Raw genomic sequence first — 23,619 nt, forward strand, 5'->3', positions numbered from 1 at the left:
GGGTGCCGGGACGGTCACGTGACGGGAGGTCAGCCGCGGACGCCCGCGCCGACGCCGGGGCCGAGCCCGTGGCCGACCCAGTTGCCGTTTCCGCTGGTGGGCCAGTTGCGGTGCAGCCACTTACGGACCTCGTCGTGGTCACCGTACTGGCCGTACCAGTGGTCGCCGTGGTGGCCGTGGTGCTCGCCGCTCTTGCAGCCGTCGGCGTCGCGGGTGCCGGCGAAGACGCCGTGGTCGGTGACGTGGTGGTACGTGGTGTCCTCGTTCAGGCCGACACCGCAGTCCTTCGGGTAGGTGTGGTTCCAGTCGGTCCAGATGTCGGCGGCCGCGGTGCCGGTGGTCCCGAACAGCGCGGCCGCGGTGAGCAGCGCACTCCCGGCGGCGATGAGGCTCTTTCTCATGATCTCCCCCTGTAATCACGAAGTGACATCGGCCATCACTCTACGGAGCGATCTTGGGCGACGAAGGCAGCGCCACACCCCGTTTCACCCAACAGGCGACCCTCTACCAGCAAACTCACCACCGGGCTCCAGGGCAGGGGTGTACGCGGCCGGCTCGCGGCGGACGGTCCGGCACACAGGCTCAACCGCCGACGGTCAGACGAGCACGGTCAGACGCCTACGGTCAGGCGAGCAGCACCTCGGCGCCCACCGGCGCGTACCCGGCCGCGAGGAACGCCCGCACGCTCGCCACGTTCCCCGGCGCGACCTGCGCCCACACCGGTTCGGGCACGACGTGCCTGGCCGCCGCGGCCAGCCGCCGCCCCAGGCCCCGGCCACGGCACTCCGGCTCGACCTCGACCGCCGCCTCCCAGCGGCCCGCCACCCCGCGCCCCACGGTCAGCAGGCCGCCCTCCGCGGCCGTCCACACGCGGACGGAGTCGCGGTAGCGGCGGGCCCGCGCCACCCGGGGGTGGTCGCTGCGGGTGAGTTCGTCCAGCGCGACCGGCGGCGGTCCCGGCAGTGGCGCGGCCAGGCCGAGCAGGTCCACGTTGCCGATGCCGCGCCCCGTACGGCCCGCCAGCGCCTGGAGGAACGCCGGCCCGAGCGGCGCCGACAGGTCGCCCGGCGGCAGCAGGCCGCGGATCCAGGCGGGGTCGGCGTCGGCGAAGACCACCGCGTGCGCGGTGAAGGACAGCACGCCCAGGTCGCGGGGCGAGGGCTGCGGCACGATCGTCAGCCCGCCGTCGGCCGCCGGGAAGCGACCGCGCCGCACGTTCGCCAGGATCTCGGCCAGGGTCGTCACGCCGGTCCGCTCCGCAGCGCCCGTACGGCGGCGAGGTAGGCGTGGATGGCGTCGCGGTTGCGGGACAGGCAGTCGATGCGCTCCTGGAGGCGATCCGCCTCGGCCTCCAGCAGGGCGGCCAGGTCCGGGGTGAGGCACTGCGGATGCAGGTGGATCCGGCTGGGATCGTCCAGGAACGGCAGGATGCGCCGGATGATCTCCGTGGTGAGGCCGGAGTCGAGCAGGCCGCGGATCTGCTGGACCAGCCGGACCGCCGACTCCGGATAGTCGCGGTAGCCGTTGTCGGCGCGCTCGGGGTGCAGGAGGTCCTGCTCCTCGTAGTAGCGCAGCAGGCGCGGCGGAACGCCCGTGCGCTGCGCCAACAGCCCGATCCTCATGCGTGCTTCCTCCGGATTTGCCTTCACATTGATGTGAAGGTTTCAGCATGGTCGCATGTCTGACGTAACCGCTGCCAGTGCGCGGAGACTTCCCTGGCCGGCGCTGCTGGCGCTCTTCGCGGCGGCGTTCACGGCCGTGATGACCGAGCTGCTGCCCGCCGGGCTCCTGCCGGGGATCGCGGGCGCGCTCGGCGTGCCGGAGGGCCGCGCCGGGTTCCTGGTGACGGCGTACGCGGTGGCGTCGTTCGTGTCGGCCGTCCCCGTGACGGCGCTCCTGCGCGGCTGCAACCGGCGTCCCGTGCTGGTGGGGACGCTCGCCGGGTTCGCCGTGCTGAACGGGGTGACCGCGCTCTCCTCCTCCTACCCGCTCACCTTCGCGGCCCGGATCCTGGCCGGGGTCATGGGCGGCGTCCTGTGGGCGATGCTGGTCGGCTACGCGGCCAGGATGGTGCCCGAGGAGCGGCGGGGGCGGGCGATCGCGATCGTCTCCGCGGGCATCACGGTCGCGCTGTGCGCCGGGATCCCGGCGGGCGCGGCGCTGGCGGCGGTGGCCGGATGGCGCGCGGCCTTCGGCGGCCTGGCCGTGGCCGCCGTCGTCCTGATCGCGTGGGTGTTGTGGCGGGTGCCGGACTTCCCCGGCGAGCCCGCCGCGGCGCGGGTGCCGCTGCGGCGGGTGGTCGTCCTTCCCGGTGTACGCGTCGCGCTCGGCGTGACCCTGCTGACGCTGCTCGGGCACCAGGCGGTCTACACCTACCTGGCGCCGCTGGCGCAGGCGTCGGGAGGCGGGCCGGCCGGCCTGGTGCTGCTGGTGTTCGGGGCCGGGACGGTGGCGGGGATCTGGGCGGTCGGCGCCGTCATCGACCGGTACGCGCGCCGCACCCTCATCGCGGCGCTGGCCGCCGTGGCGACGGCGATGGCCCTGCTCGGGACGTCGGGCTGGGTCCCGGGCGGGGCCGGCGGCGTGGTCCTGGCCGCCGCCGGGCTGTGGGGGGCGGCGTTCGGCGGCGTGCCGACGTTGCTGCAGACGGCGCTGGTGGACGCAGCCGGCGCCGCCAACGCCGACGTGGCCACCTCGCTGCAGACGACCGTCTACAACGCCGGCATCGCCGCGGGCTCGCTGGCCGGTGGGGTGGTGCTGGAGAGCGCCGGGGCCGGGGCGCTGCCGTGGACGGCGTTCCCGGTGGTGGCGGTGGCCCTGACGATCGTCGTGGCGGCCCGGCGGCACGCCTTTCCCGGACGGGCCGCCAGGGCGCGCCACCGCGACCTGCCCGGGCAGCCGGCGCAGGCACTGCGCGGGGCCGTGCGCTGACGACGGGTGGGTGTCAGAGGCCGTGCCGCGCGAGGGGCTCGACCAGCTCATGCTCCTCGTACGACAGATGCGACAGAAGGGTGTCGGTGAGCAGGTCCACCGCGCCGCGCAGGTCGGCCAGGCCCGCCGGATCGGTGACGAAGGCGACCAGGGCACGATCGACGCGTTCGAGGACCTTGTGGATGGCCTGGTGCTCCTCCCGCAGGCGGTCGAGCACCGGGGCGAGGCCGGGCTCCACCCGGCGCAGGTGCGGGAAGACCATGGCGTCCTCGGCCGAATGGTGCATCGTCACCAGGCGGCAGTAGGACTCGCAGTAGGCGCCGAGCGTCCAGTTGTTCTGGCGCATGGTCATGGTGCTGATGTGGTCGCGGGCCGCACCCGCGTCCAGCGTTCCGGCGGCGACCTGGTCGGCCAGGTCGCGCAGCTGGGCCAGCTCGGCGCGCAGGTGGTCGTGCACGTCGATCAGGTGCCGTCCGGCGGCCTGCTCCCTGGGGGAGTAGCGGCGGTGCGGGTCGGGGGCCGGGCCGGCGGGGCGGGTGGACTCGTCCCAGACCCGGACGGAGCTGAGCCGCACCCCGTCGTCCGGTGTCGGCACGGCGGCCAGCGGCGCCCCTCCCGTGCGCGCGGACGGCGGCGGCTTTCCCGGTTCTGCGGGCATCTGTGACCTTCCGGCTGAGGCGGGAGCACGTTCGGAGACGGCTGGGTCGCGTTCCAGTGCGGCAGGGGGCTCGGGTGCGGCGGGGGAGCGGCCGGCGGCGACCAGGGCGCGGACTGCGGGCGCCGTCTCGGCGGCGAAGCGTTCGACGGTGCGCGCGTCGCGCGCCATCAGGATGAAGACGCTGACGCCGTGGTCGAGGGCGAGCTCGGCGAGCTCCTCGGGCGCCCGCTCGCGGTCCAGGTTGAGCAGGCGGCGGATGGCGGCGGGCGAGCGGCCCGCCTCGGCGGCCGCCTCGTCGATGACCGCGTTGCCCGCCCCGAGCTCGGCGAAGGACCGGTAGCGGGGCAGGGACGGCAGCCAGCCGTCGGCGAGCCGGCCGGTGAGGCGGAGCATGCGCGGCTTGTACGCGCCGAGCCAGATGCCGATGTCGTGCGCCGGTCGCGGCCCCCGTGGCGCGCCCTCCACCCGGTAGTGCTCGCCGAGGTGCCGGATGCCGCCGGGAGCGTCGGTGTCCCAGGCGGCGCGGATGATCGCGATGCCCTCCTCCAGCGCGTCCACGGCCTGGCCAGGAGTGAGGAGGGGCGCGCCCATGGAGGCGATGGCGTCCCAGTAGCCGCCCGTGCCGAGGGCCAGCTCGAACCGGCCGTGGCTGAGCAGGTCCAGGCTGGCGGCGGCCTGGGCGAGCATCGCGGGCGGCCGGAGCGGCAGCGGGTGCACGTTGCCGGCCAGCCTGATGGTCTCGGTGGCGGCGGCCACGTAGCCGAGCAGGGTCCAGGTGTCGAGCAGGGCCGGCTGATAGGGGTGGTCCTGGAAGGAGACGAGGTCGAGTCCGGCGCGCTCGGCGAGCTGGGCGAGGGCTACGACGCCGTCCGCCTCCTGCGCGGACGGCACCACGCTGACACTGAAGAGCAGATCGTGGCCGTAGTCGGGCATGGAAGGGCTCCTGGGGCCGAGGCTATAGTTGGCAATACGAACAGTTGGTGATACGAAGGAAAGTAGTTCGTTTTACGAACTTTTGTCAACTAGACTCGGCCCGTGGTCACGACGAAAGAGCCGACGCTGTCCTTCACCTCCGCGCTGGTCCGGCTCGCGCACCTGGTGCAGCAGGTCTTCGGCGAGGTCAGCCGCGAGCACGACCTGACGCCGCAGCAGGCGCAGCTGCTCTGCCTGCTCGTGGGCGGGCCGGTGGGCATGGGCGAGCTGAGCCGTGCGCTGCACCTGGAGAAGTCGAGCCTGACCGGGCTCGTGGACCGGGCCGCGAAACGCGGGCTCGTCCGGCGTACCCGCTCCTCCCGTGACCGCCGCGCCTGCCTCATCGAGCTGACCGGCGAGGGGCAGCGGATGGGCGAGCTGGCGCACGAAGGGGTGGCGGCGCGGCTGGAGACGCTGGCGGGCGACCTTCCTGCCGGTCACCGGGACCTGCTGGCCTCAACGGTCGAGACCCTCCTGTCGCGGCACACGGCCGGCCCGCCGCGGGCGTGAAAGCGTTGGCCCGCCGTCTGCCGCGTACCCGGCCCGCCGCGGGCGTGAAACCCTTTGCCTGCCGTCTGCCGCGAACCAGGCTCGCCGGGCGATTCGCGTGGATAGGGTGGGGCTCCCACCTCCGCGAAGGACGGCGCCATGGCCGAGATGATCGAGGTACACACGAATGTCGAGGGTGAGGACCGGGCCGTCGACCTGGCCCACGACCTCCTCAGCACCGGACTCGCCGTCTCGATCGACCTCGCGCCCGTCGCCGGATCGGGGAGCGAGGGCGGCGGCATGTGGAAGATCTCCGTCCTGACCACCGGTGACCTGCTGGCCGCCGTGGAGGAGCAGTTCGGCCGGGCACACGGTGGCGCCGTGCCGTCGGTCCTCACGTTCCCGGGCGCCGGCTAGAGGTTCCCGAGAGGCTCGATCCGGGTCGGGCGGGGGTCTGGGCTTCAGTGAACCCGGCCGCGCGTCATCGCGGCGTGTAGACGGTCAGGCGGAGACCGGGATCCTCGTTGGCCTGGAAGGTCGCGTAGTCGTAGGCGCGCCCGCCCAGCACCTTGCCGCCCGCGCCGCCCTGGGCGATGTCGTGGCGTTCCCACCATTGGCCGAACTCGGGCGAGCCGCGCCGCAGCCGGGTGGCCAGGCCGGTGAAGGCCGCGTCGGGCGCCCACAGGTCGAAGGCGGCCCGGAACTGGGCGGTGGCGTGCCGTGCCTGCTCGGCCCAGCGGTCGCCGAGCAGGTCGCGGGCCATCGGCGTGAGCAGCAGGTAGACCAGCACGTTGCGGTCGCCGGGCGGCAGCCGGTCGATCCCCGTGAACAGCTCGGCCGCGGCGGCGTTGACGGCCAGGACGTCCCAGCGGCGGCCGGTCAGGTAGGCGGGCCGGTCGAGGCCGTGCACCAGGCGGGCCGACCCCTCCGGCGCCCGCTCCCTGGCGAACGCGGGCCGGGCCGGGCGGCGGGCCAGCGTGCGCAGGTGGGCGTGCTCGGCCTCGTCGAGGCGCAGCGCGCCGGCCAGCGCGTCGATCGTGGCGGGGGAGGGGGAGACGGCGCGGCCCTGTTCGAGCCGTACGTACCAGTCGATGCCGATGTCCGCGAGCTCGGCCACCTCCTCACGGCGCAGGCCCGCCGTACGGCGGCGGGGGCGCGGCGGCAGCCCCACCAGCTCGGGTGTCAGCCGTTCGCGCCTGGAGCGCAGGAAGTCACCGAACGCACGGCCGGCCGGTGCGGTCATGATCGCCGCCTCCCCGCAAGGTGGTATCGAGCTGTCCCATGACGATACCGGCCCTGGTTGCGACGCCCCCCGACGGCCAGGATGAAGCCCGCCTAGGAGAGAGGAGCGTCACGATCATGAAGGCGGCTGTGCTGACGGAGTTCGGGTCACCGTTGTCGATGAAGCGGGTGCCGGAGCCCGTGCTGGGCTCGGGCGAGGTGGTGGTGGACGTCGTGGCGGCGCCGGTGCTGCCGTACGCGGCCGAGGTGTTCGCCGGAGCGCGGCGGTACCTGCTGACGCTGCCGGTGACGCCCGGCGCCGGGGCGGTCGGCCGGGTGCGCGCGTGCGGGCCCGACGCCACGAAGCTCGCCCCGGGCGACTGGGTGCTGTGCGATCCGACCGTACGCGCCCGCGACGACGCGCTGACCCCGGACATCACGCTGCAGGGCCTGAGCGCGCGCGGCGAGGGCGGGCTGCTCCTCCAGCGCCACTTCGGCCAGGGCTCCTTCGCCGAGCGCCTGCTCGTCCCCACGGAGAACGCCGTGCCGCTCGGCCCGCTCGACCCCGCCGAGGCGGGGCGCTGGAGCGCGCTGTGCCTGTGTCTCGTCCCGTACGGCGGGTTGCTCGCGGGCGGACTCCAGCCGGGGGAGACGGTGCTGGTCAGCGGGGCGACCGGCAATTTCGGCGGTGCGGCGGTGGCGGTGGCGCTGGCCATGGGAGCCGCCCGCGTCATCGCTCCCGGCCGTAACGAGCACGCGCTGGCCGCGCTGGAACGCCGGTTCGGTGAGCGGGCCGGCACCGTACGGCTCACCGGCGACGCCGACCAGGACCGCGAGCGCATGGTCGCGGCGGCCGGCGGCGCCCCCGTGGACCTCGTGCTCGACCTCCTCCCGCCCCAGGCCGGGACGGCCCCCGTGCGGGCCGCCGCGATGACCGTGCGGGAGCGGGGCCGGGTCGTGCTCATGGGCGGCGTCGGCATGCTCGGCGGCGACGACCTGGCGCTGCCGTACCCGTGGCTCATGCGCAACAGCGTCACGGTGCGCGGGCAGTGGATGTACCCGCGCGACGCCCCCGTATGGCTGGCCGCCCTGGCCCGCAGCGGGCTGCTCGACCTCGGTCAGTTCGACGTCACCGAGTTCACGCTCGACGACGCGCCGGCGGCGGTGGCCCACGCCGCCGAGCACGCCGAGCCGTTCCACCTGACCGTGATCCGGCCCTGAGAGCTGTTGGCTCGTGATGGTGATTTGCCCCTGTCGGTGTCCCGGGCGGACCGCACGGCCGGTTGAGCCGGAAATCGGGAAAGATCGGATTCCGGTCCGCCGGTGGGTCCATCCTTGAGGGATGCGGATGACCCACCTCCTTCACCCCCTCTACGCCCGGCGCCTGCGGCGGCAGGTCATGACCGGCCCCCTGCCCCGCCACGTCGGCATCATCACTGACGGCAACCGGCGCTGGGCCAGGCAGATGGGCATGGCCAACCCCAGCATCGGCCACAAGTACGGCGCCGAGCACATCGCCCACGTCCTGTCGTGGTGCGAGGGCCTGGGCATCGACCACGTGACCGTGTTCCTGTGCTCGACGGAGAACCTGCAGCGCCGCGGCGACGAGGAGGTGGCCACTCTGCTGCGCGTCATCGAGCAGCTGGTCACCGACCACTTCGACCGTCCCGACGCCCGCTGGCAGGTCCACGTGGCCGGGATGCTCGACATGCTGCCCGACACCACCGCTCGCGCGCTGAAGAGCGCCGTCGAGGCGACCCGCGACTGCGCCACCGGCTTCCACCTCACCCTGGCCATCGGGTACGGCGGCCGCCAGGAGGTCGTCGAGGCGCTGCGCGAGCTGCTGTACGAGCGGGCCGAGCAGGGCCAGTCGATGGTGGAGCTGGCCGCGGCGCTGACGGTGGACGACATCGCCCCCCACCTCTACACGGCCGGGCAGCCGGACCCGGACCTGGTCATCAGGACCAGCGGCGAGCAGCGCATGTCGAACTTCCTGCTCTGGCAGTCGGCCTACTCCGAGCTCTACTTCTGCGAGGCGTACTGGCCGGCGTTCCGCGAGATCGACTTCCTGCGCGCCCTGCGCAGCTTCTCCGCCCGGCAGCGGCGCTACGGCGGCTGACGCGGCGGGGGCGTAAACCGGTTGCCAGGTGGCAGGGGCGGCTGGTGAGGTGTGCGGATGAATTCTGACGAGGTACTGGCGGCGTTCGACAGGGAACTGCGGCGCGAGGCCGCGCCCGGGGGCGCCGGCAGCGTGGTGGAGCGGGACGGCGACGTCGTGCGCATGATCGGGCCCGAGCACGGCTGGAACGGGATCCTCTGGTCCGGCCTCGGCGACGCCGACGCCGACGCGGCCATCGCCGAGCAGGTGCGTCATTTCGGCGCGCTGGGACGGCCGTTCGAGTGGAAGCTGTACGCCCACGACCGGCCCGCCGACCTCGACCGCCGCCTCCTGGCCGCCGGCTTCACCCCGGAACCGGCCGAGACACTCATGATCGCCGAAGCCGCCGGCATCGCCGCGGAGCCCGACGCGGTGCCGGCGGGCGTGCGGCTGGTCCCCGTCACCGGTCAGGACGGCGTCGACCTGCTGGCCGACGTGCACGACCTCGCCTTCGGCGCCGTCCACGAGCACCTCAGAAAGGCCCTGCCGGCCCAGCTCGCCGCCGGGACCGTCATCGCCGTCGTCGCCATGGCCGGCGACACGCCGATCAGCGCGGCCCGCATGGACCTGCACCCCGGCACCGCGTTCGCCAGCCTGTGGGGCGGCGGCACCGTGCCGGGCTGGCGGGGGAAGGGCGTCTACCGGGCGCTCGTGGCCTACCGGGCCCGCGAGGCGGTCGCGCGCGGCTACCGCTACCTCCAGGTGGACGCCTCCGACCAGAGCCGGCCGATCCTGGAACGGCTGGGCTTCGCACCGCTGACCACGACGACGCCGTACGTCCATCCGTGAGTACGCCGGCGAGCCACCCGTTCACCTTGAGCACGCCGGCGAGCCGCCCCGCCCGTCACCCGTGAGTACGGTGGCCAGCCGCCTCATCCGTTCACCCGTGAGTACGCTGGTGAGCGACCCTACTCGTCACCCGCCAGTACGCTGGTGAGCCGCGCCGCCACCCGTTGACCCGTTCACCCTCCTTGACCCGTTTAGGAGACCATCGCGTTGCCCGGAACCCATCCGCGCGAGCTCGGCCTGACCGCCGACTGCGAGAGCTGCTTCGGGCTGTGCTGCGTCGCGTTGCCGTTCTCGGCCTCGTCCGACTTCGCCGTGGACAAGGAGGGCGGGCAGCCCTGCCACAACCTGCGCGACGACTTCCGCTGCTCGATCCACGAGCGCCTCAGGGATCGCGGCTTCCCCGGCTGCACGGTGTTCGACTGCTTCGGCGCCGGTCAGAAGGTCTCGCAGGTCACGTTCGAGGGGCGAAGCTGGCGCGAGGCACCGGAGACGGCCGCGCGGATGTACGCGGTGTTCCCGGTCATGCGGCAGTTGCACGAGCTCCTGTGGTACCTGGCGGAGGCGCTCACGCTGGAGGCGGCCGAGCCGATCCACGCCTCCCTGCGCCGGGCCTTCGACGAGACCGAGCGGCTCACCCGGGAGGAGGCCGGCACGCTGGAGCAGCTCGACGTGTCCGCCCACCGGGCCGCCGTCAACGAACTGCTGCTGCGTACGAGCGAGCTGGCGCGCGCCGGCCTCAAGGGCGCGGAACGACGCGGGGCCGACCTCATCGGCGCCCGCCTGCGCGGAGCCCGGCTGAGAGGTGCCAACCTGCGCGGGGCGTACCTGATCGGAGCCGACCTGCGCGGCGCGGACCTGCGGCAAGCCGACCTGATCGGCGCGGACCTACGCGGGGCCGACCTGTCAGGCGCCGACCTCACCGGCGCGGTCTTCCTCACCCAGGCCCAGCTCAACGCAGCCAAAGGCGACACCGCCACCCACCTACCCCCCACCCTCACCCGCCCCACGCACTGGACGGAGAAACCGGCCGCTCCAGCTCCGACCCCTCGCTCCCGGCCGAACCGGCGCCCGTCCCGAGGCCGCCGCCGCTGACCGCCCTCTCACCGGCTTCCCTCCCCGGCTCCCGCCACCGGTCCTGGTGCCGGATCGCGCCGCTGGTCCCGTACCGGCCTTCCATCGGTGCGTCGCATCGGTCCTCGGGCCGGACCGGCGTCACGGCTCGGCGGGTGGTCCGGCCCGGGGCGCGCGGTAGGGAAGTGGCCGCTGCGCATAAGGTCATGATCTGTACTTCTGCCATCGCCAAGGAGGGCGGCATGACCATCACCGCGCACCCCGTCACCGACCCCGTCGCCGACCACGGTGAAGGGCCCGTGTGGTCCGACCGCTGGGGCCTGCGGTGGGTGGACATGATGGCCGGGGACGTGCTGCAGCTCGGCGACGACGGGAACGTACGCCGCCGCCACGTCGGCACCGTGGCCGCCGTCGTACGCCCGCGCGTGAACGGCGGTTACGTCGTCGCCGCCGAGCGCGAGCTGCTGCTGGCCGACTCCGACGACCTGGACGCCCCGCTGCGCTCTCTCGGCGAGGCGTTCGGCGACCCGACGATCCGGATGAACGAGGGCGGCTGTGACCCCGACGGCCGGTTCTACATCGGCACCATGGGCTACGACGCGGGCCCGGGCCGCGGCTCGTTCTACGTGGCGGGTCCGGGCGGCGAGCTGAGCGTGGTGCTGGCCGGGACGACGATCTCCAACGGGTTCGGCTTCAGCCCCGACGGGCGGCGGGCCTACTACGCCGACACCGGGGTCGGGCGCGTGGACGTGCTCGACTACGATCCTGAGGCCGGGCTGAGCGGGCGGCGGCCGTTCGCCGTCGTGGACCCCGAGCAGGGCGGCCCCGACGGCCTGACGGTGGACGCCGAGGGCGGCGTCTGGGTGGCGTTGTGGCAGGGCGGGGCGGTGCACAGGTACGACGCCGACGGGCGGCTCGACGCCGTCATCAGCCTGCCGGCGCGCAAGGTCACGGCGGTCACGTTCGGCGGGGACAACCTCGACCGGCTGTTCATCACCACTTCGGCCCTCGACGTGGACCGGGCGGCGCAGCCGCTGGCCGGAAGCCTGTTCACGGCCGAGCCCGGCGTGCGCGGCCTGCCGGTGCTCCCCACCACCCTCTGAGCCCATCCCCTCTGAGTCCACGGCCCTGTGAGCCCGCACCCTTGAGGCCCGTGTGCTCCGCCCTGACGCTCTCTGAGCTCGCGCGGAAAGGGTTTGCACCTCCTTGCCTAGGGTCTCTAGGTTAGAACTAGAGACCTTAGGCTACCGGAGGTATTCCGTCATGACCCCCATCACCGAAGCCGGCATCCGCGCCAGCTTCGTCAACTGCTCCAAAGGCGAGGCCCGCCGCCTCGGCGTCCCCCGCGACCTGCTCCGCGCCTCCTGGCCCGATCTCGACTTCCTGGGCTGGCGCGATCCGGGGGCGCCAGAGCGCGCCTACCTGGTCGCCGAACGGGACGGCAGCCCCGTGGGCGTGGCATTGCGCCTGGCCCAGGGCGTACGCAGGAGCGTCACCAAGACCACGCTCTGCTCGGTCTGCGTGACACCGCACACCGGCCCCGGCGTCGCCTTGTTCACCGCGCCCCGCGTCGGCCCGGCCGGCCGTCAGGGCAACACGGTCGGCCTCTACATGTGCGCCGACCTGGACTGCTCGCTCTACATCCGGGACAAGAAGCGGACAGAGCTGGGGGAGCGGTTCGAGTCGCTCAGCGTGGCGGAGCGCGTCGTCAGGGCCGCCGCGAACCTGGACGCCTTCCTCGAACGCGTCCTCGACGGCGACCTCGCCGGCACGCGCCAGGTGCGCGGGTAGTCCGTCGGCGGGAAGGACGACGCCCAGGCACGCTGGCGAGGCCGACATTCTGCGCTTGAGACGCTGGCGGGGGCGATGTCCGGCGGTTGAGACGCCTGGCGGGGCGACGTCCGTCAGCTGGGACGTTGGCGGGGGGCGACGCTCAGCGCGCGCCCGCGGACGGGAAGGGCCGTCAGCGGCGTCAGCCGGCTCCGCGGGACCCGCGGCCGCTCACAGGCGGACGGCGGGCGGCGGGGCGCCGGCGTGAACGTCGCCCATGACTTGGACCACCCGTCCACCCCTGCCGGTTCCATCGGTGCCGGTACCAGTTGAAGCTGCCGGTGCCCCGCCTGCCGTCATCGTCACGCGCACCGTTCGCGCGGCGGCGCAAGGGAAAAGTACGTCCCCGGAGGCGTTATTTGTCCTTCGACCCACCGGCCCGGCCCTTCCTACTCTGAGGTCAGGCCGACGGTGGGGGGAGGGTGTCATGCGAGCTCGTACGTGGACCGTTGTGGCGGTGCTGCCACTGGCGCTTACGGCCTGCTCAGCAGCCGGGATCGATCGTGCCACCCCGTCCGCGATCGACCCCGCCCCCACCTCGGCCCCCACCTCGGCCCCCACCTCGGCCCCCACCTCGGCCCCCGCACCGGGCCCCGCACCGGGCCCCGCACCGGGCCCCGCACCGGGCCCCGCACCGGGCCACGAGCCCGCCGCCCGGCCACCGACGCCGGACCCGTCGGACGGAACGCCGGCGGAGGACCCCTCGGCCGGTCGGCGCGATCGCCACTGGAGGTGACCAGGTGGAGGCGCCGCCGACGACGAACCGCCGTTCGAGGGCGCCCCAGTCCTGCGCGACCTGGACCAGGAGCTGCGCCCGGGCGCCACCCTGCCGGTGCTGGACGGGCTGCCTGCCGGCAAGGAACCGGCGTGGGCGACCGGCCTGCCGATCGGCACGGCGTACGCCACGCTCGCCGCCATCGCGGCGCAGGGCGCCGGCCTGCTCACGCCCGCCGCCGCTGAGGCGGTGGCCGACGAGCAGGTCACCGCCTGGCGCGCCACCGACCACCGCCTCAGCGACCACCGCACGGTGTTCCTGCCGGCCTGCGGCGCCATGACCGCCGTCACTCACATCGAGGCCGACATCGAGGCCGACATCGCCGCCGAACTCGCCGCATGGAACCGTCCAGCGGGACAGCGCACTTGGCACTTCTTCCGGCGTCGTAATCCGCAGCGGGACTACTTCGCCGGCCGTATCTCCAAGCCCCTCCCCTGGCATGACGACCGTGGCGGGCCTGTGGCGAGACGCTGTTCGCCATGAACGTGAGAACGAACCGTCGAACGCGTTTCGCCGGATGGGTCGATGATCATGCCTCGACCATGGAAACCCTGGACTTCCAGGCGCCCGTGGACGACCTCGGGCCGCTCCGCGACATCGTCGGCGGCGCGCAGGTCGTGGCGCTGGGCGAGAGCTCCCACCACATCCGGGAGTTCTACCAGGTACGCCACCGCATCCTGCGCTTCCTAGTGGAACGGTGCGGTTTTGAGGTGTACGCCCTGGAGGCCCCGTTCACCCAGGGGCAGGTCCTGGACTCCTGGGTCCAAGGCGGTCCTGGCACCGTCGAGCAGGCCGCGGCGGAGGGCATCGCCCTGTCGCTGGGGCAGTGCCGGGAGATGCACGAGACGTTGAGATGGATACGGGAGCACAACCGTGCCGCAGCCGGGCCGCCGCTGCGGTGTGTGGGCACCGACCTGCCCGGCTCCGCCGCATCGCCCATGCCCGCGCTGGAAGAGCTGGCCGGCTACCTGCGCTGGGCCGCGCCCGAGGCGCTCCCGGTGCTGGAGGAGGCGGTCCGCGTCGTACGCCGGTTCGACGACCCGGTCGTCTTCGCGGCTCTGGGCCGCTATGAGAACATCGACCCGGGCCAGCGGGATGTGCTCACCGGCGCGCTGAGCCGGCTGATGGCCCACATGCGGCGGCTGGCCCTCGTCCAGCGCGCCCGCGGCCACGGAGCCGAGCACGAAACGGCGATGTGGCATCTGCGCGGCGCTTACTATCTCGATCACCTCCATCGCGCCAACGCCGCCGAGGGTTTCGAGTCCGCCTCGACGTTTCGCGACGTCTATATGGCGGAGTCCGTGCTGCGCCTTGTCGAGGGCGGCGCGCGCGTGGTGCTGGCGGCCCACAACTGGCACATCCAGCGCACGCCCACGATGGACAGCCAGGAGCGCCTGCTCCTGCCGGCCGGCGTCCACCTCGCGGCCGCCCTCGGGGACGGTTACCGGGCCATCGGCGTGACATCGAGCCTGGGCCGGACCACCGTGCTGGGCGAACCGACCCCGCAGCGTCCGCAGGGCGCCTGGTACGGGGCGCCGCTCCCACCGCCTGCCGAGGGCAGCATCGAGGCGGCGTTCTCCACCGACCGGCTCTGGACGCTCGCCGATCTGGGGGCCGCCCGCCCGCACATCCACGACGCGGCGTCCTTCCGGCACTCGCGCATGGCCGACTATTTCCTGGACCTGCCGGTGTTCGAGGCGTTCGACGCCATCGCGCACGTGTCCCGGACGACTGGTACCGATCACGTGCTGGAACGCGCCGCAAGTTGAGGTCGTAGCACCGTACGGGGGTACGGTATATGATTCGTGAACACGGCACCCTCTCCCTTCAAGGAAGCATCATGGGCATCAGCTCCGAGCGCGACCTCGCTGACTTTCTGATCACCTACATCCGGGACATGGCTGTCTCCGACGAGGAGCCTGACGCGATCCTCGGCCGCTACTTCGTTCCGGACTTCGAGTACTGCAACGACGGGCTCGTGATCGGCCGGCAGCGCATGATCGATCATGTCCGCCCTGTCCGTAAGAATGTCGACAAAGAGGCGATGGCCGCTGGCGACTGGTCTGGTGTCGAGATCCACGAGGCGCTGGTCTCGGGTGACCGGATCGCCGCTCGGTGGACCTTGCGCACCAAGTTGCGCAAGGGCAAGACCTTCGCGGCGGAGATCTACATGTTCGGCCACCTGGCGTCAGACGGTCGGATCCGCCGGATCGATCAGATCAGCAGGCCGCTGGAAGAAGCGGAGTAACCACGCGGTGGGCGTCCCCTGTGGGGACGGACGATGAAAGGTGAGCACTGCGAGCGAACACCATGCACAAGCCGGGCCGGACAGCGAGCGCTTTCACGGCGAGGCCGGGCGTGCCCTGGCGATGATCAGATATGAGGTGCTGGCGCCGCATCTTCACGAGGGGGTGCCGCCGGGCCAGGGCGAGGGTGCCGGGTCGCCCCCGTAGGCGGGCGCCGTCAAGGCCGATAGCGCTGGGACGCGGCCGTGTGGCAGGCGCCGAAGCCCTCCGTGCGCAGGACGATGCGGCCTGAGCGGACCCGGATCGCGACCTCCGTCGTGTCCTCCGGCTCCGCGACCCCGGCCGCCGCCGCCAGCGCGCCCGACTCGTCGTACAGGATCCGCAGTCTCGGCCACGCCGGCTTCGGGAACGCCTGGCGCAGGCAGGTGCCCATCTCGGCGACCACCAGCCGGGCCAGCGGCAGCACCTCCGCGGGCGTACGCGTCACGACCACGGCGGTGACCTCGGCCCCGAGTGGTGCGGCGCGTACGGCCTCCTCGGCCGCCGAGAGCCGGTGCACCCCGAGCACCGCCACCACCCCGTCACGCCCCAGCCGCGCCGCCTCGCCATCAGCCAGGCCACGGACGGCGCGCGGCGGCGACCAGGGCTCGTCGGTCTCCTGGACCTCCGGGATCATGGGCGCGGCCGTCCAGCGGTCGTCCAGGTCGAGCTCGGCCAGCCCCTCGCACACCCGGATCACGTCGAACGCGTCGACGAACCCCGGCGCCGCCGCCGAGAGCTGCCCGGCCCCCTGCAGCACCGTGAGCGCCGCCCCGGCCAGCCGCACCAGCCGCCCGTCCGGCTCCTTCGGCGGCCGCAGCCGCTCCATGGCCAGCCCCAGCAGGATCGCGTTGAGCCGGGTGAGCTCGGCGAAGGGCTTGTGCAGGGTCTCGTCGGCGAGGATCTCGGGCATCAGGTCGGCCCCGAGCCTGCTGGGCGCGTGCCGGTCCTCGGTCATCAGCGGCAGCCGGGTCACCCAGGCCCGCGCGACCTCCCCGAGTGCCTCCCGTACGGTGAGCGCCGGCTCGTCGGGCGGGATCACCGGGGCGCGTTCGGCCAGGTCGGCGAGGACAGCGAAGTAGAGCGCCCGTTTGCCGGGGAAGTTCGAGTACACCGCCCCGCGCGTCAGCTCGGCCCGATCGGCGATCTCGTCGATCTTGGCGTCCCTGAATCCGCGTTCGGCGAACTCCTCCCTGGCCGCGGCCAGCACCTTCGCGCGATTGCGCTCCTGGGCCTCCGCCCTCGTGAGCCGGGCCAACCGTCCTCCACTCGTTGCCGTAAGCGCTCGAACCAAGATACCGTGGCCATTCAGATGATGTCATCATCCAAAATCTCCGATCATGTGAAAATGGGAGGCAAGGACATGACCGAAGTGCCGGAGATCGACCTGACCGACCCGGCGGTGCTGGCGGACCCGTACGCGGCGTACGCACCGGTCAGGGAGGAATCACCGGTCGCGCGGCTGGTGGCTCCCGGGCTCGGCCCGTTCTGGGCCGTGACGCGGCACGAGGAGGCCCGCGCGATGCTGGCCGACTCGCGCATGGAGATCCGCGGCTCCAGTTTCATGCGCCCCGACGTGCCCGAGCACTGCCTGCGCTACATGCGCACCATGTCCGAGATGAACGGCCCGGAGCACTCCCGCCTGCGCCGGCTGGTCGCGCCCGCGTTCACGCCGCGCCGGGCGGCCGAGTTCGCGCCGCGCATCCAGGAGATCGTCGCCCGTCTGCTGGACGACCTGCCCCAGGACGAGCCGGTGGACCTGCTGGCGCGCTTCGCCAGGCCGCTGCCGATGGAGGTCATCTGCGAGCTGGTCGGCATCCCCGCCGAAGACCGCCCGGCCTGGCGCGAGTACGGCGCCGCCATCGCCGCGGGCCACGGCGAGACGTTCGCACGGGCCATCCCCGCCATCATGGAGGACGCCAAGGCGGCCATCGCGGGCGTGCGGGCCGCGCCGCGCACAGACCTGCTCTCCGACCTGGCCCGCGTCAACGAGGAGGACGGCGACCGCCTGTCCGACGACGAGCTCGTCACCATGGTGTGGCTGCTGGTGCTGGCCGGCCAGACGCCGACGAACCTCATCGCCAACGCCGTCGCGGCCCTGCTCGCCCACCCCGCCCAGCTCGCCGCCCTGCGCGACGACCCCGCGCTCATGCCGCGCGCCGTCGAGGAACTGGCGCGCTGGTGCACCCCGCAGCCGATGACCGTCCCCCGCTTCCCCGCCGAAGACGTGGAGCTCGGCGGGGTACGCATCCCGAAGGGGGAGCGCGTCACCGCCTCGATCCTGTCCGCCAGCCGGGACCCGCGCGTGTTCGGCGACCCCGGCACCCTCGACATCACCAGGGAGCCGGGGCCGCATCTCGCCTTCGGGCACGGGCCGCACTTCTGCGTCGGGGCGTCGCTGGCCCGCGTCCAGACCGGCATCGCGCTCGGGGCCCTGCTGCGCCGCTTCCCCCGGCTGGAGCTCGCCGGCCGGGCCGCGTACCTGCCAGACCCGGGCACCCTGCGCCTGGCCTCCCTGCCCGTCACCCTGCGCCCGGCCGACCCGGTCTGAAGGAGATCCGGCCTGAAGCAGATCCGGCCTGAAGGAGATCCGGCCTAAGGGGCGTCCTCGCCGACGAACATGCGGCAGATCGGCACCGTCGGAGGCCCGGCCGCGGCCGCGTACGGCTCGCTGTCGTCACGCGGCTCGTAGCCGAGCTTCATGGCCGAGGAGATGTCCCAATGCCGCCTCGTGTTCGCCGACATGCCGAAATGGGCGCTCCAGCCGGGACCGGCCCGCAGCGCGGCCAGCATCAGCGCGCCCACGTCGCGGTCCGACAGCCACACGCCGAGATAGCGCCGCTCGGACAGGGGGTAACCGGTCGCGCCGAGACGCAGGCAGACCACCGAGGCGCCGGTCCGCTCCGCGTGCAGCCGGCCGAGCGACTCGACGACGAGCTTGCTCAGCCCGTACGAGCAGCAGGGGCGCGGCTCCCACCCGGGGTCCACCGGGTGGTGCTCGGGCCGGTTGTACTCGCCCATCACGTGCACCGAACTAGCCAGGACCACCCGTGGCACGGCACGCGTCGCGGCGGCGTCGAGGAGCCGCTCGGTGAGGGCCACGTTGGCACGGTAGACCTCCTCCCAGCGGGCGTCCGTCCTGGGATCGGCCGCCAGATGCACCACCGCGGACGCCCCGGCCAGCACCTCTTCGGCCAGCCCCGGCTCGGCCAGGTCGCCGGTCACGATCTCCTCGCCCGGCGCCGCCACGCCCGTCACCCGGTCGACGATCCGCAGCGGGTACTCCGTCAGCAGTGCCGGCCGCACCAGCCTGCCCACCCGCCCGAACCCGCCCGTCACCACAACCGGCCCCATGCCCCGCCTTCCTCTCCTCTTCCCGACCGTACGCCGCCCCCCATCCCCTGACCACTTCCCCCGCGCCCGCACCGCCAGGCGGGTGGTCTCCACGCCCGACCCCAGGAGGTGAGAACGGTTCTGATACTGTGACGGTCGTTCGACGAGATCGGCCGGAGGAGGTGAGCCCCATCAACGCTGTGTCAGGCTGGGTGCTCCCTTCCATCAGCCAAGCGGCCCACCGGGACTGAGGCGGCCGCGGGAGCGCCCATCGGCGTTCCGAAAGGCATTCATGTCGGTTTTTTCGTCATCTACCACCACCGCTGAGATCGTCCTGCGGCTCCGGGCCGCCGGATGCGTGTTCGCCGAGGACGAGGCCGCGCTGCTCGTCTCCGCCGCGCCCACTCCCGAGGCTCTGACCGCCATGGTCGCGCGCCGCGTGGACGGGGAACCGCTCGAACACGTCCTGGGCTGGGCGGAGTTCTGCGGTCTGCGCGTCGCCGTGGCGCCCGGGGTGTTCGTGCCCCGGCCGCGCACCGCGTTCCTCATCGAGCAGGCGGTCGAGCTGGGGCGCACGGCCGCGGGGGCGGCGGTGGTCCTGGACATGTGCTGCGGGACCGGCGCGATGGGCGCGGCGGTGGCGGCCGGCCTCGACCGGGCCGAGCTGCACGCCGCCGACCTCGACCCCGCCGCCGTGGCCTGCGCCCGCCGCAACCTGCCCGGCGCGTACGTCTACCAGGGCGACCTGTACGACCCCTTGCCCGTCACCCTGCGCGGCCGGGTGCACGTCCTCATCGCCAGCCCTCCGTACGTGCCGACGGAGTCGGTCGGCCTGCTGCCCTCCGAGGCCCGGCTGCACGAGCCGCTGATGGCCCTCGACGGCGGCCCGGACGGGCTCGACGTGGTGCGCCGGGTGATCGCCGGAGCCCCCGGCTGGCTCGCCCCCGGCGGCCACCTGCTGGTGGAGACGAGCGAACGCCAGGCGGAGGCCACGGCCGGCGCGGTGACGGCGGCCGGGCTGGACGCCCGCGTGACGACCTCGGACGAGCTGGACGCCACCGCGATCATCGGCACGCGCCCTTCCTGATCCCTCCTTGATCGGCGATCATCGTCTCGAGGCAGGACGAAGGAGGCATCGGGTGCGGACCGCAGCGGTGATCGTCGCCATGCTCGGAACCCTGCTCGCCGGAACGGGAGTCCCGCCGGCGGAGGCGTCCACAAATGCGACACCGGCCGCGACGACGCACGCGACCGCGACGACGCACGCGGCCGCGATGACGGACGACTACTGGGTGGTCGGCGGGGACCAGACCGGCAGGCGGCTGACCGCCTACGATCCCGCCGTCGCCGACTGGAACACCGTCCAGGCCGTGAAGTGGACCTGGCAACCCACCGTCACCCCCGGCGGCTTCAGCGCCGACGAGGTCTCGGCCTTCGGGCTGATCGCCGACTTCAAGCTGCGCCGCCGCCCGTCCGGCGCGCAGAGCCTCGTGGTGGCGGCCGGCGGCAGCAGGGGCGTGGCGGCCGTCGTCTCCTACCCGGGCGGCACCCGGCAGTGGGCGCGCGTCCTGCCGGGCAACCTGCACGCCGCCGAGCTGCTGCCCGACGGCAACATCGCGGTGGCCGCCTCCACCGGAGGCTGGATCAGGGTGTACGCCTCCTCACAGGGGCCGGGCGCGGCCACGTACGCGGAGTTCAGACTCACCGACGCCCACGCCGCACTCTGGGACCCGGCCGTCAGACGGCTGTGGGTCATCGGCCGGGATCCCGGCTCCGACCGGCACATCCTCACCGCGCTCGCGGTCGAGGGCACCCCCGCCGCCCCGGCGCTGCGCGAGGACACCGGCCGCCGGGCCGAGCTGCCCACGGGCGGCGGCCACGACGTGTACGCCCACCCGCTCGACCCCGGCAAGCTCTGGCTCACCACCGGCTCGGCCGCTTACCTGTACGACAAGACCGCGAAGACCTTCACCCCCGCGCCCGCCGGGGCGGACAGGAACGCGGTCAAGTCCATCGGCAGCCAGCCGTCCGGCCAGATCGTCCAGACGCGGGCCGACTCCGCCAAATCGCCGCCCGGCTCGTGCGTGGCCAGCACCTGGTGCACCGACACCGTGGACTTCTTCGCGCCCGCCATGACCCGCAGGCGCGTCGGCGCGGCCTTCTACAAGGCGCGGGTGTGGAGCCCGTACTACGGCGTCGTGGACCAGAGCCTGCGCGGCACCGTCTGGAGCCGTGCCCGCACGGCGTCGGGAGCGTGGGACGGCGGCGCGGCCCTGATCGACGACAACGGCGGCGTCTCGGCGGTGGCGGTGGCGGCGCTGCCGGACGGCGGCCTGCGCCTGCTCACCGTGGTGCCGGGCAGCGGCGTGTGGGACCGGGGCCGCAGCGCGGCCGGCGTGTGGGACGAGCACGCCGTCAAGATCGACGGTAACGGCGACATCACCGATATTTCCGCCGCCGCCCTGCCGGACGGCAGCCTGCACGTGCAGACGGTCGTGCCGGGCTCAGGGGTGTGGGGCCGCGCCCGCTCCGCCGCCGGGGTCTGGGACGCGAGCGCCGTGAAGATCGACGACAACGGCTCCGTCTCCAGGGTCTCGGCCGCCGCCCTGCCCGGCGGCACCCTGCACGTGCAGACCGTCGTGCCGGGGGCGGGCGTGTGGAACCGGACGCGCTCCGCCGCCGGGACCTGGGCCGCCGCCTCGGTGAAGATCGACGCCGGCCCGGCGGTGACGGCGGTCTCGGCCGCCGGTCTGCCCGGCGGCACCCTGCACGTGCAGCTCGCCGTGCCGGGCTCAGGCGTGTGGAACCTGGCCAGGAACGCGGCGGGAGCCTGGGGCGCCCGCGCCAGGATCGACGCCAACGGCTCGGTGAGCGCCCTGTCGGCGGCCGGACGGCCGGACGGCGGCCTGCACGTCCAGACCGTGGTGCCCGGCGCCGGCGTCTGGGACCGCACACGCACACCGGCCGGGACGTGGGACACGTCCGCGACGAAGATCGACGCCAACGGCAGCGTCCTGGACCTCTCCGCGGCCGGGCCGCGCGACGGCGCCGTGCACCTCGTCACCCTGCCCGACATCGATTAGCGAATTCGCCCCTTTTACAGCGGGGCACGCGGATGTCCGTTCGTGGACTTGGCCGCCGAATCGCGCTTTCATGTCCTCCGTCGATTTTCATGACGGAGGATCAAATGGCTCGTTCGCGGAAAATACTACACCTCGCCATCGCATTCACGGCGGTAATGGCCGCAGCCCCGCCGGCGGCGGCGGAGCGGCGCGAGCCGGTACGGATCACCCGTTTCCTCGGGGAGCAGCGGATCCCGTACATGGAGCGCATCGACGGCACCGTCGTGGGCGGCCTGTCCGGCATCGACCGCGACCCGCGCACCGGGACGTGGTACTTCGTCTCCGACGACCGCCACCGCTACAACCCCGCCCGCTTCTACACCGGAGAGCTGGACATCGACCGGGTGACCGGCGCGTTCACCGGCGTGCGGATGACCGGGGCCGTCACGCTGACCCGGCGCGACGGGACGCCGTACCCGGGCTACGGCAACCCGGAGGCGGCCGACCCCGAGTCGATCAGGCTCGACCGGTGGAGCGGGCGGCTGCTCTGGGGCGACGAGGGCGACCGGCCCGACCCGGCCCATCCGGATATTCCCCTTTCACGCGCAGCAGTACGCGGAATGGACCTGAACGGGCGGCACACGGGAGAAATGCGGACGCCGCCGAATTTGCGGCTGACGGACACCGAACGCGGCCCGCGGCGCAATTTCGGTTTCGAGGGACTGGCCGTAACAGCGCGTTCCATCACCGCCGTGACGGAAGGCCCGCGCTACGAGGACGGTCCGGTCCCGACCGCCGAGCGCGGCGCGGTCACCCGGCTGACCGTGTGGAACCGCGACGGTGAGGTACGCGGCCAGTACGCCTACCCGCTCGACCGCCTGCCCGCCGCCCCCAACCCGCCGACCGGGCAGACCGACAGCGGCGTGTCGGAGATCCTGGCCATCGACGACTACCGCTACCTCGCCCTCGAACGCGCCTGGATCCAGGGCGTGGGCTACCGGGTCAGGCTGTACGAGATCGACCTGCGCGGCGCCACGAACGTCCTCGACCGTGACTCCTTGATCCGCGGCGGCTACCGGCCGGTGGCCAAGCGCCTGGTCAAGGACCTGGGCGAGTTCCGTCCTCCCGTGCAGAACCTGGAGAGCCTGGCCTGGGGGCCGCGGCTGCGCAGCGGCGAGTGCACGCTGGTGATCGGCTCCGACGACAACTTCGACCAGCGGGAGATGACCCTCATGATGGCGTTCGCCGCCACGGGCTGCCGCTGACGACGACGCCCCGCCGGCACGGGCCGGCTGACGAGGGCCGCCTCGCCGGCATGAGTCGCCGCTGACGACGGCGATCACCACGGGCCGCGGCTGAGGGGCGGGGCGCTCACATGGCGTGGATGCGGCGGCCGATGACCCGCTGCGGGATGATCCGGATGAAGAGCTTGCGGTCGCCGCCCGCCCACGGGGTCACCTCCGCCCCGGCCACGCTGGCCGCCTCCTCCTCCGGCACGTGGTGCGCCGGCCCCTGCACCAGCACGCTCCACCCCTCCCGGTTGGCCTCGTCGATGTTGTCGATCTGGAAGGCGATGACCAGTTCGACGCCTTCCGTCCCGGTACGCAGGTCCTGGTCCATGGCCCCGCCGACGGCCGTGACGAAGACGATCGCCCCGTCGTGCATCGTGTAGTTGACCGGCAGCACGCTCGGCCCGTACGAGCCGTTGAACGCCACCCGCCCGATGCCGCCCGGCTCGATCAGGCGCAGGCACTCGGCCTTGTCCATGGTCTCCAGCCTCGGGTGGGCCGTGGCGGGCCCCTGGCCGGGAGGCCGGTCCTGGCCGCCGCCGAGCAGTTCGTCGGTGGTCGTGTCCAGGGCGTCGGCCAGCCTGAACAGAGCTCCGGTGTCCGGGTTGTCGGCGTTCTCCTCCAGATATCTCAGGTAACCGGGTGACATGTCCGCGCGCTCGGCGACCTGCTCCTGGGTCAGGCCGAGGCGCTCGCGGTGATGGATGATGCGACGGCCGAGATCGCCGGTGCCTGTCATGATCGGTTCTCCTCGCG

24 protein-coding genes are annotated in these 23,619 nt (G+C 73.2%); 16 read left to right on the forward strand and 8 right to left on the reverse strand.

Annotated elements, in window-relative coordinates; translation table 11 throughout:
* Positions 1-29: 29 nt before the first annotated feature.
* From OIE67_RS17395 to OIE67_RS17405, 3 genes are all read right to left on the reverse strand, one after another.
* Complete coding sequence (locus OIE67_RS17395; RefSeq protein ID WP_326641530.1) at positions 30-401, reverse strand: hypothetical protein; 372 nt, start codon at positions 399-401, stop codon at positions 30-32.
* 223 nt (positions 402-624) lie between these two features.
* On the reverse strand, positions 625-1,245 hold the full coding sequence (locus tag OIE67_RS17400; RefSeq protein ID WP_326641532.1) for a GNAT family N-acetyltransferase: 621 nt from the start codon (positions 1,243-1,245) through the stop codon (positions 625-627).
* Complete coding sequence (locus OIE67_RS17405; RefSeq protein WP_326641534.1) at positions 1,242-1,622, reverse strand: MerR family transcriptional regulator; 381 nt, start codon at positions 1,620-1,622, stop codon at positions 1,242-1,244. Before OIE67_RS17405 ends, OIE67_RS17400 begins: the two co-directional genes overlap by 4 nt.
* Before the next feature lie 55 nt (positions 1,623-1,677).
* On the opposite strand from OIE67_RS17405, the gene OIE67_RS17410 reads away from it, so the two are divergent.
* The gene (locus tag OIE67_RS17410; protein WP_326641536.1) at positions 1,678-2,931 is read left to right on the forward strand and encodes an MFS transporter; all 1,254 of its coding nucleotides are present in this window, start codon (positions 1,678-1,680) and stop codon (positions 2,929-2,931) included.
* Between the two features lie 13 nt (positions 2,932-2,944).
* Here OIE67_RS17410 and OIE67_RS17415 read toward each other — a convergent pair whose 3' ends face one another.
* Positions 2,945-4,522 (reverse strand): LLM class flavin-dependent oxidoreductase, encoded by a 1,578-nt coding sequence (locus tag OIE67_RS17415; RefSeq protein ID WP_326641538.1) that lies wholly within the window; start codon positions 4,520-4,522, stop codon positions 2,945-2,947.
* 102 nt (positions 4,523-4,624) lie between these two features.
* Between OIE67_RS17415 and OIE67_RS17420 the strand changes: the two genes are divergently transcribed.
* On the forward strand, positions 4,625-5,071 hold the full coding sequence (locus tag OIE67_RS17420; protein ID WP_326641540.1) for a MarR family winged helix-turn-helix transcriptional regulator: 447 nt from the start codon (positions 4,625-4,627) through the stop codon (positions 5,069-5,071).
* Between the two features lie 138 nt (positions 5,072-5,209).
* A complete protein-coding gene (locus OIE67_RS17425; RefSeq protein WP_106246766.1) occupies positions 5,210-5,467 on the forward strand; it encodes a hypothetical protein in 258 nt (85 codons plus the stop codon).
* Positions 5,468-5,531: 64 nt separating this feature from the next.
* Here the strand turns inward: OIE67_RS17425 and OIE67_RS17430 are convergent, their stop codons facing one another.
* Complete coding sequence (locus OIE67_RS17430; protein ID WP_326641543.1) at positions 5,532-6,293, reverse strand: helix-turn-helix transcriptional regulator; 762 nt, start codon at positions 6,291-6,293, stop codon at positions 5,532-5,534.
* Between the two features lie 116 nt (positions 6,294-6,409).
* Here OIE67_RS17430 and OIE67_RS17435 point away from each other — a divergent pair, with 116 nt between their 5' ends.
* The 9 genes from OIE67_RS17435 to OIE67_RS17475 all read left to right on the forward strand — a co-directional run bounded on the left by OIE67_RS17435 (position 6,410) and on the right by OIE67_RS17475 (position 15,142).
* Positions 6,410-7,492: an alcohol dehydrogenase catalytic domain-containing protein gene (locus OIE67_RS17435; protein WP_326641545.1), complete on the forward strand. Its 1,083-nt coding sequence runs from the start codon at positions 6,410-6,412 to the stop codon at positions 7,490-7,492.
* A gap of 121 nt (positions 7,493-7,613) precedes the next feature.
* The gene (gene uppS / locus OIE67_RS17440) at positions 7,614-8,390 is read left to right on the forward strand and encodes a polyprenyl diphosphate synthase (RefSeq protein ID WP_326641547.1); all 777 of its coding nucleotides are present in this window, start codon (positions 7,614-7,616) and stop codon (positions 8,388-8,390) included.
* Between the two features lie 57 nt (positions 8,391-8,447).
* The gene (locus OIE67_RS17445) at positions 8,448-9,218 is read left to right on the forward strand and encodes a GNAT family N-acetyltransferase (protein WP_326641549.1); all 771 of its coding nucleotides are present in this window, start codon (positions 8,448-8,450) and stop codon (positions 9,216-9,218) included.
* A gap of 207 nt (positions 9,219-9,425) precedes the next feature.
* Positions 9,426-10,310, forward strand: coding sequence for a pentapeptide repeat-containing protein (locus OIE67_RS17450; protein WP_326641551.1), 885 nt, complete (start codon positions 9,426-9,428; stop codon positions 10,308-10,310).
* A 221-nt stretch (positions 10,311-10,531) separates the two neighbouring features.
* Positions 10,532-11,392: an SMP-30/gluconolactonase/LRE family protein gene (locus OIE67_RS17455; protein WP_326641553.1), complete on the forward strand. Its 861-nt coding sequence runs from the start codon at positions 10,532-10,534 to the stop codon at positions 11,390-11,392.
* Between the two features lie 160 nt (positions 11,393-11,552).
* The gene (locus OIE67_RS17460) at positions 11,553-12,080 is read left to right on the forward strand and encodes an FBP domain-containing protein (RefSeq protein ID WP_326641555.1); all 528 of its coding nucleotides are present in this window, start codon (positions 11,553-11,555) and stop codon (positions 12,078-12,080) included.
* Positions 12,081-12,951: 871 nt separating this feature from the next.
* The gene (locus tag OIE67_RS17465) at positions 12,952-13,377 is read left to right on the forward strand and encodes a hypothetical protein (protein ID WP_326641557.1); all 426 of its coding nucleotides are present in this window, start codon (positions 12,952-12,954) and stop codon (positions 13,375-13,377) included.
* Between the two features lie 59 nt (positions 13,378-13,436).
* The gene (locus tag OIE67_RS17470) at positions 13,437-14,663 is read left to right on the forward strand and encodes an erythromycin esterase family protein (protein ID WP_326641558.1); all 1,227 of its coding nucleotides are present in this window, start codon (positions 13,437-13,439) and stop codon (positions 14,661-14,663) included.
* Positions 14,664-14,734: 71 nt separating this feature from the next.
* On the forward strand, positions 14,735-15,142 hold the full coding sequence (locus OIE67_RS17475) for a nuclear transport factor 2 family protein (RefSeq protein WP_326641560.1): 408 nt from the start codon (positions 14,735-14,737) through the stop codon (positions 15,140-15,142).
* A gap of 215 nt (positions 15,143-15,357) precedes the next feature.
* Here the strand turns inward: OIE67_RS17475 and OIE67_RS17480 are convergent, their stop codons facing one another.
* Positions 15,358-16,437, reverse strand: coding sequence for a TetR/AcrR family transcriptional regulator (locus OIE67_RS17480; protein WP_326641562.1), 1,080 nt, complete (start codon positions 16,435-16,437; stop codon positions 15,358-15,360).
* 105 nt (positions 16,438-16,542) lie between these two features.
* On the opposite strand from OIE67_RS17480, the gene OIE67_RS17485 reads away from it, so the two are divergent.
* Entirely contained in the window at positions 16,543-17,730 is a 1,188-nt protein-coding gene (locus tag OIE67_RS17485) for a cytochrome P450 family protein (RefSeq protein WP_326641564.1), read from the forward strand.
* A gap of 44 nt (positions 17,731-17,774) precedes the next feature.
* On the opposite strand, the gene OIE67_RS17490 is transcribed toward OIE67_RS17485, so the two are convergent.
* Positions 17,775-18,533 carry an NAD-dependent epimerase/dehydratase family protein gene (locus OIE67_RS17490; RefSeq protein WP_326641566.1) on the reverse strand — a complete coding sequence of 253 codons (759 nt, stop codon included), beginning with the start codon at positions 18,531-18,533 and terminating at the stop codon, positions 17,775-17,777.
* 271 nt (positions 18,534-18,804) lie between these two features.
* On the opposite strand from OIE67_RS17490, the gene OIE67_RS17495 reads away from it, so the two are divergent.
* From OIE67_RS17495 to OIE67_RS17505, 3 genes are all read left to right on the forward strand, one after another.
* A complete protein-coding gene (locus OIE67_RS17495) occupies positions 18,805-19,599 on the forward strand; it encodes a putative protein N(5)-glutamine methyltransferase (RefSeq protein WP_326641568.1) in 795 nt (264 codons plus the stop codon).
* A gap of 52 nt (positions 19,600-19,651) precedes the next feature.
* The gene (locus OIE67_RS17500) at positions 19,652-21,595 is read left to right on the forward strand and encodes a DUF6528 family protein (protein WP_326641570.1); all 1,944 of its coding nucleotides are present in this window, start codon (positions 19,652-19,654) and stop codon (positions 21,593-21,595) included.
* Between the two features lie 155 nt (positions 21,596-21,750).
* Entirely contained in the window at positions 21,751-22,839 is a 1,089-nt protein-coding gene (locus OIE67_RS17505) for an esterase-like activity of phytase family protein (RefSeq protein ID WP_326641572.1), read from the forward strand.
* A gap of 106 nt (positions 22,840-22,945) precedes the next feature.
* Here the strand turns inward: OIE67_RS17505 and OIE67_RS17510 are convergent, their stop codons facing one another.
* Positions 22,946-23,602, reverse strand: a complete 657-nt coding sequence (locus OIE67_RS17510) for a helix-turn-helix domain-containing protein (RefSeq protein ID WP_326641574.1) — start codon at positions 23,600-23,602, stop codon at positions 22,946-22,948.
* Between the last annotated feature and the right edge of the window lie 17 nt (positions 23,603-23,619).

This window comes from Nonomuraea fuscirosea (assembly GCF_035917475.1).
GTDB classification, from domain to species: Bacteria; Actinomycetota; Actinomycetes; order Streptosporangiales; family Streptosporangiaceae; genus Nonomuraea; species Nonomuraea fuscirosea.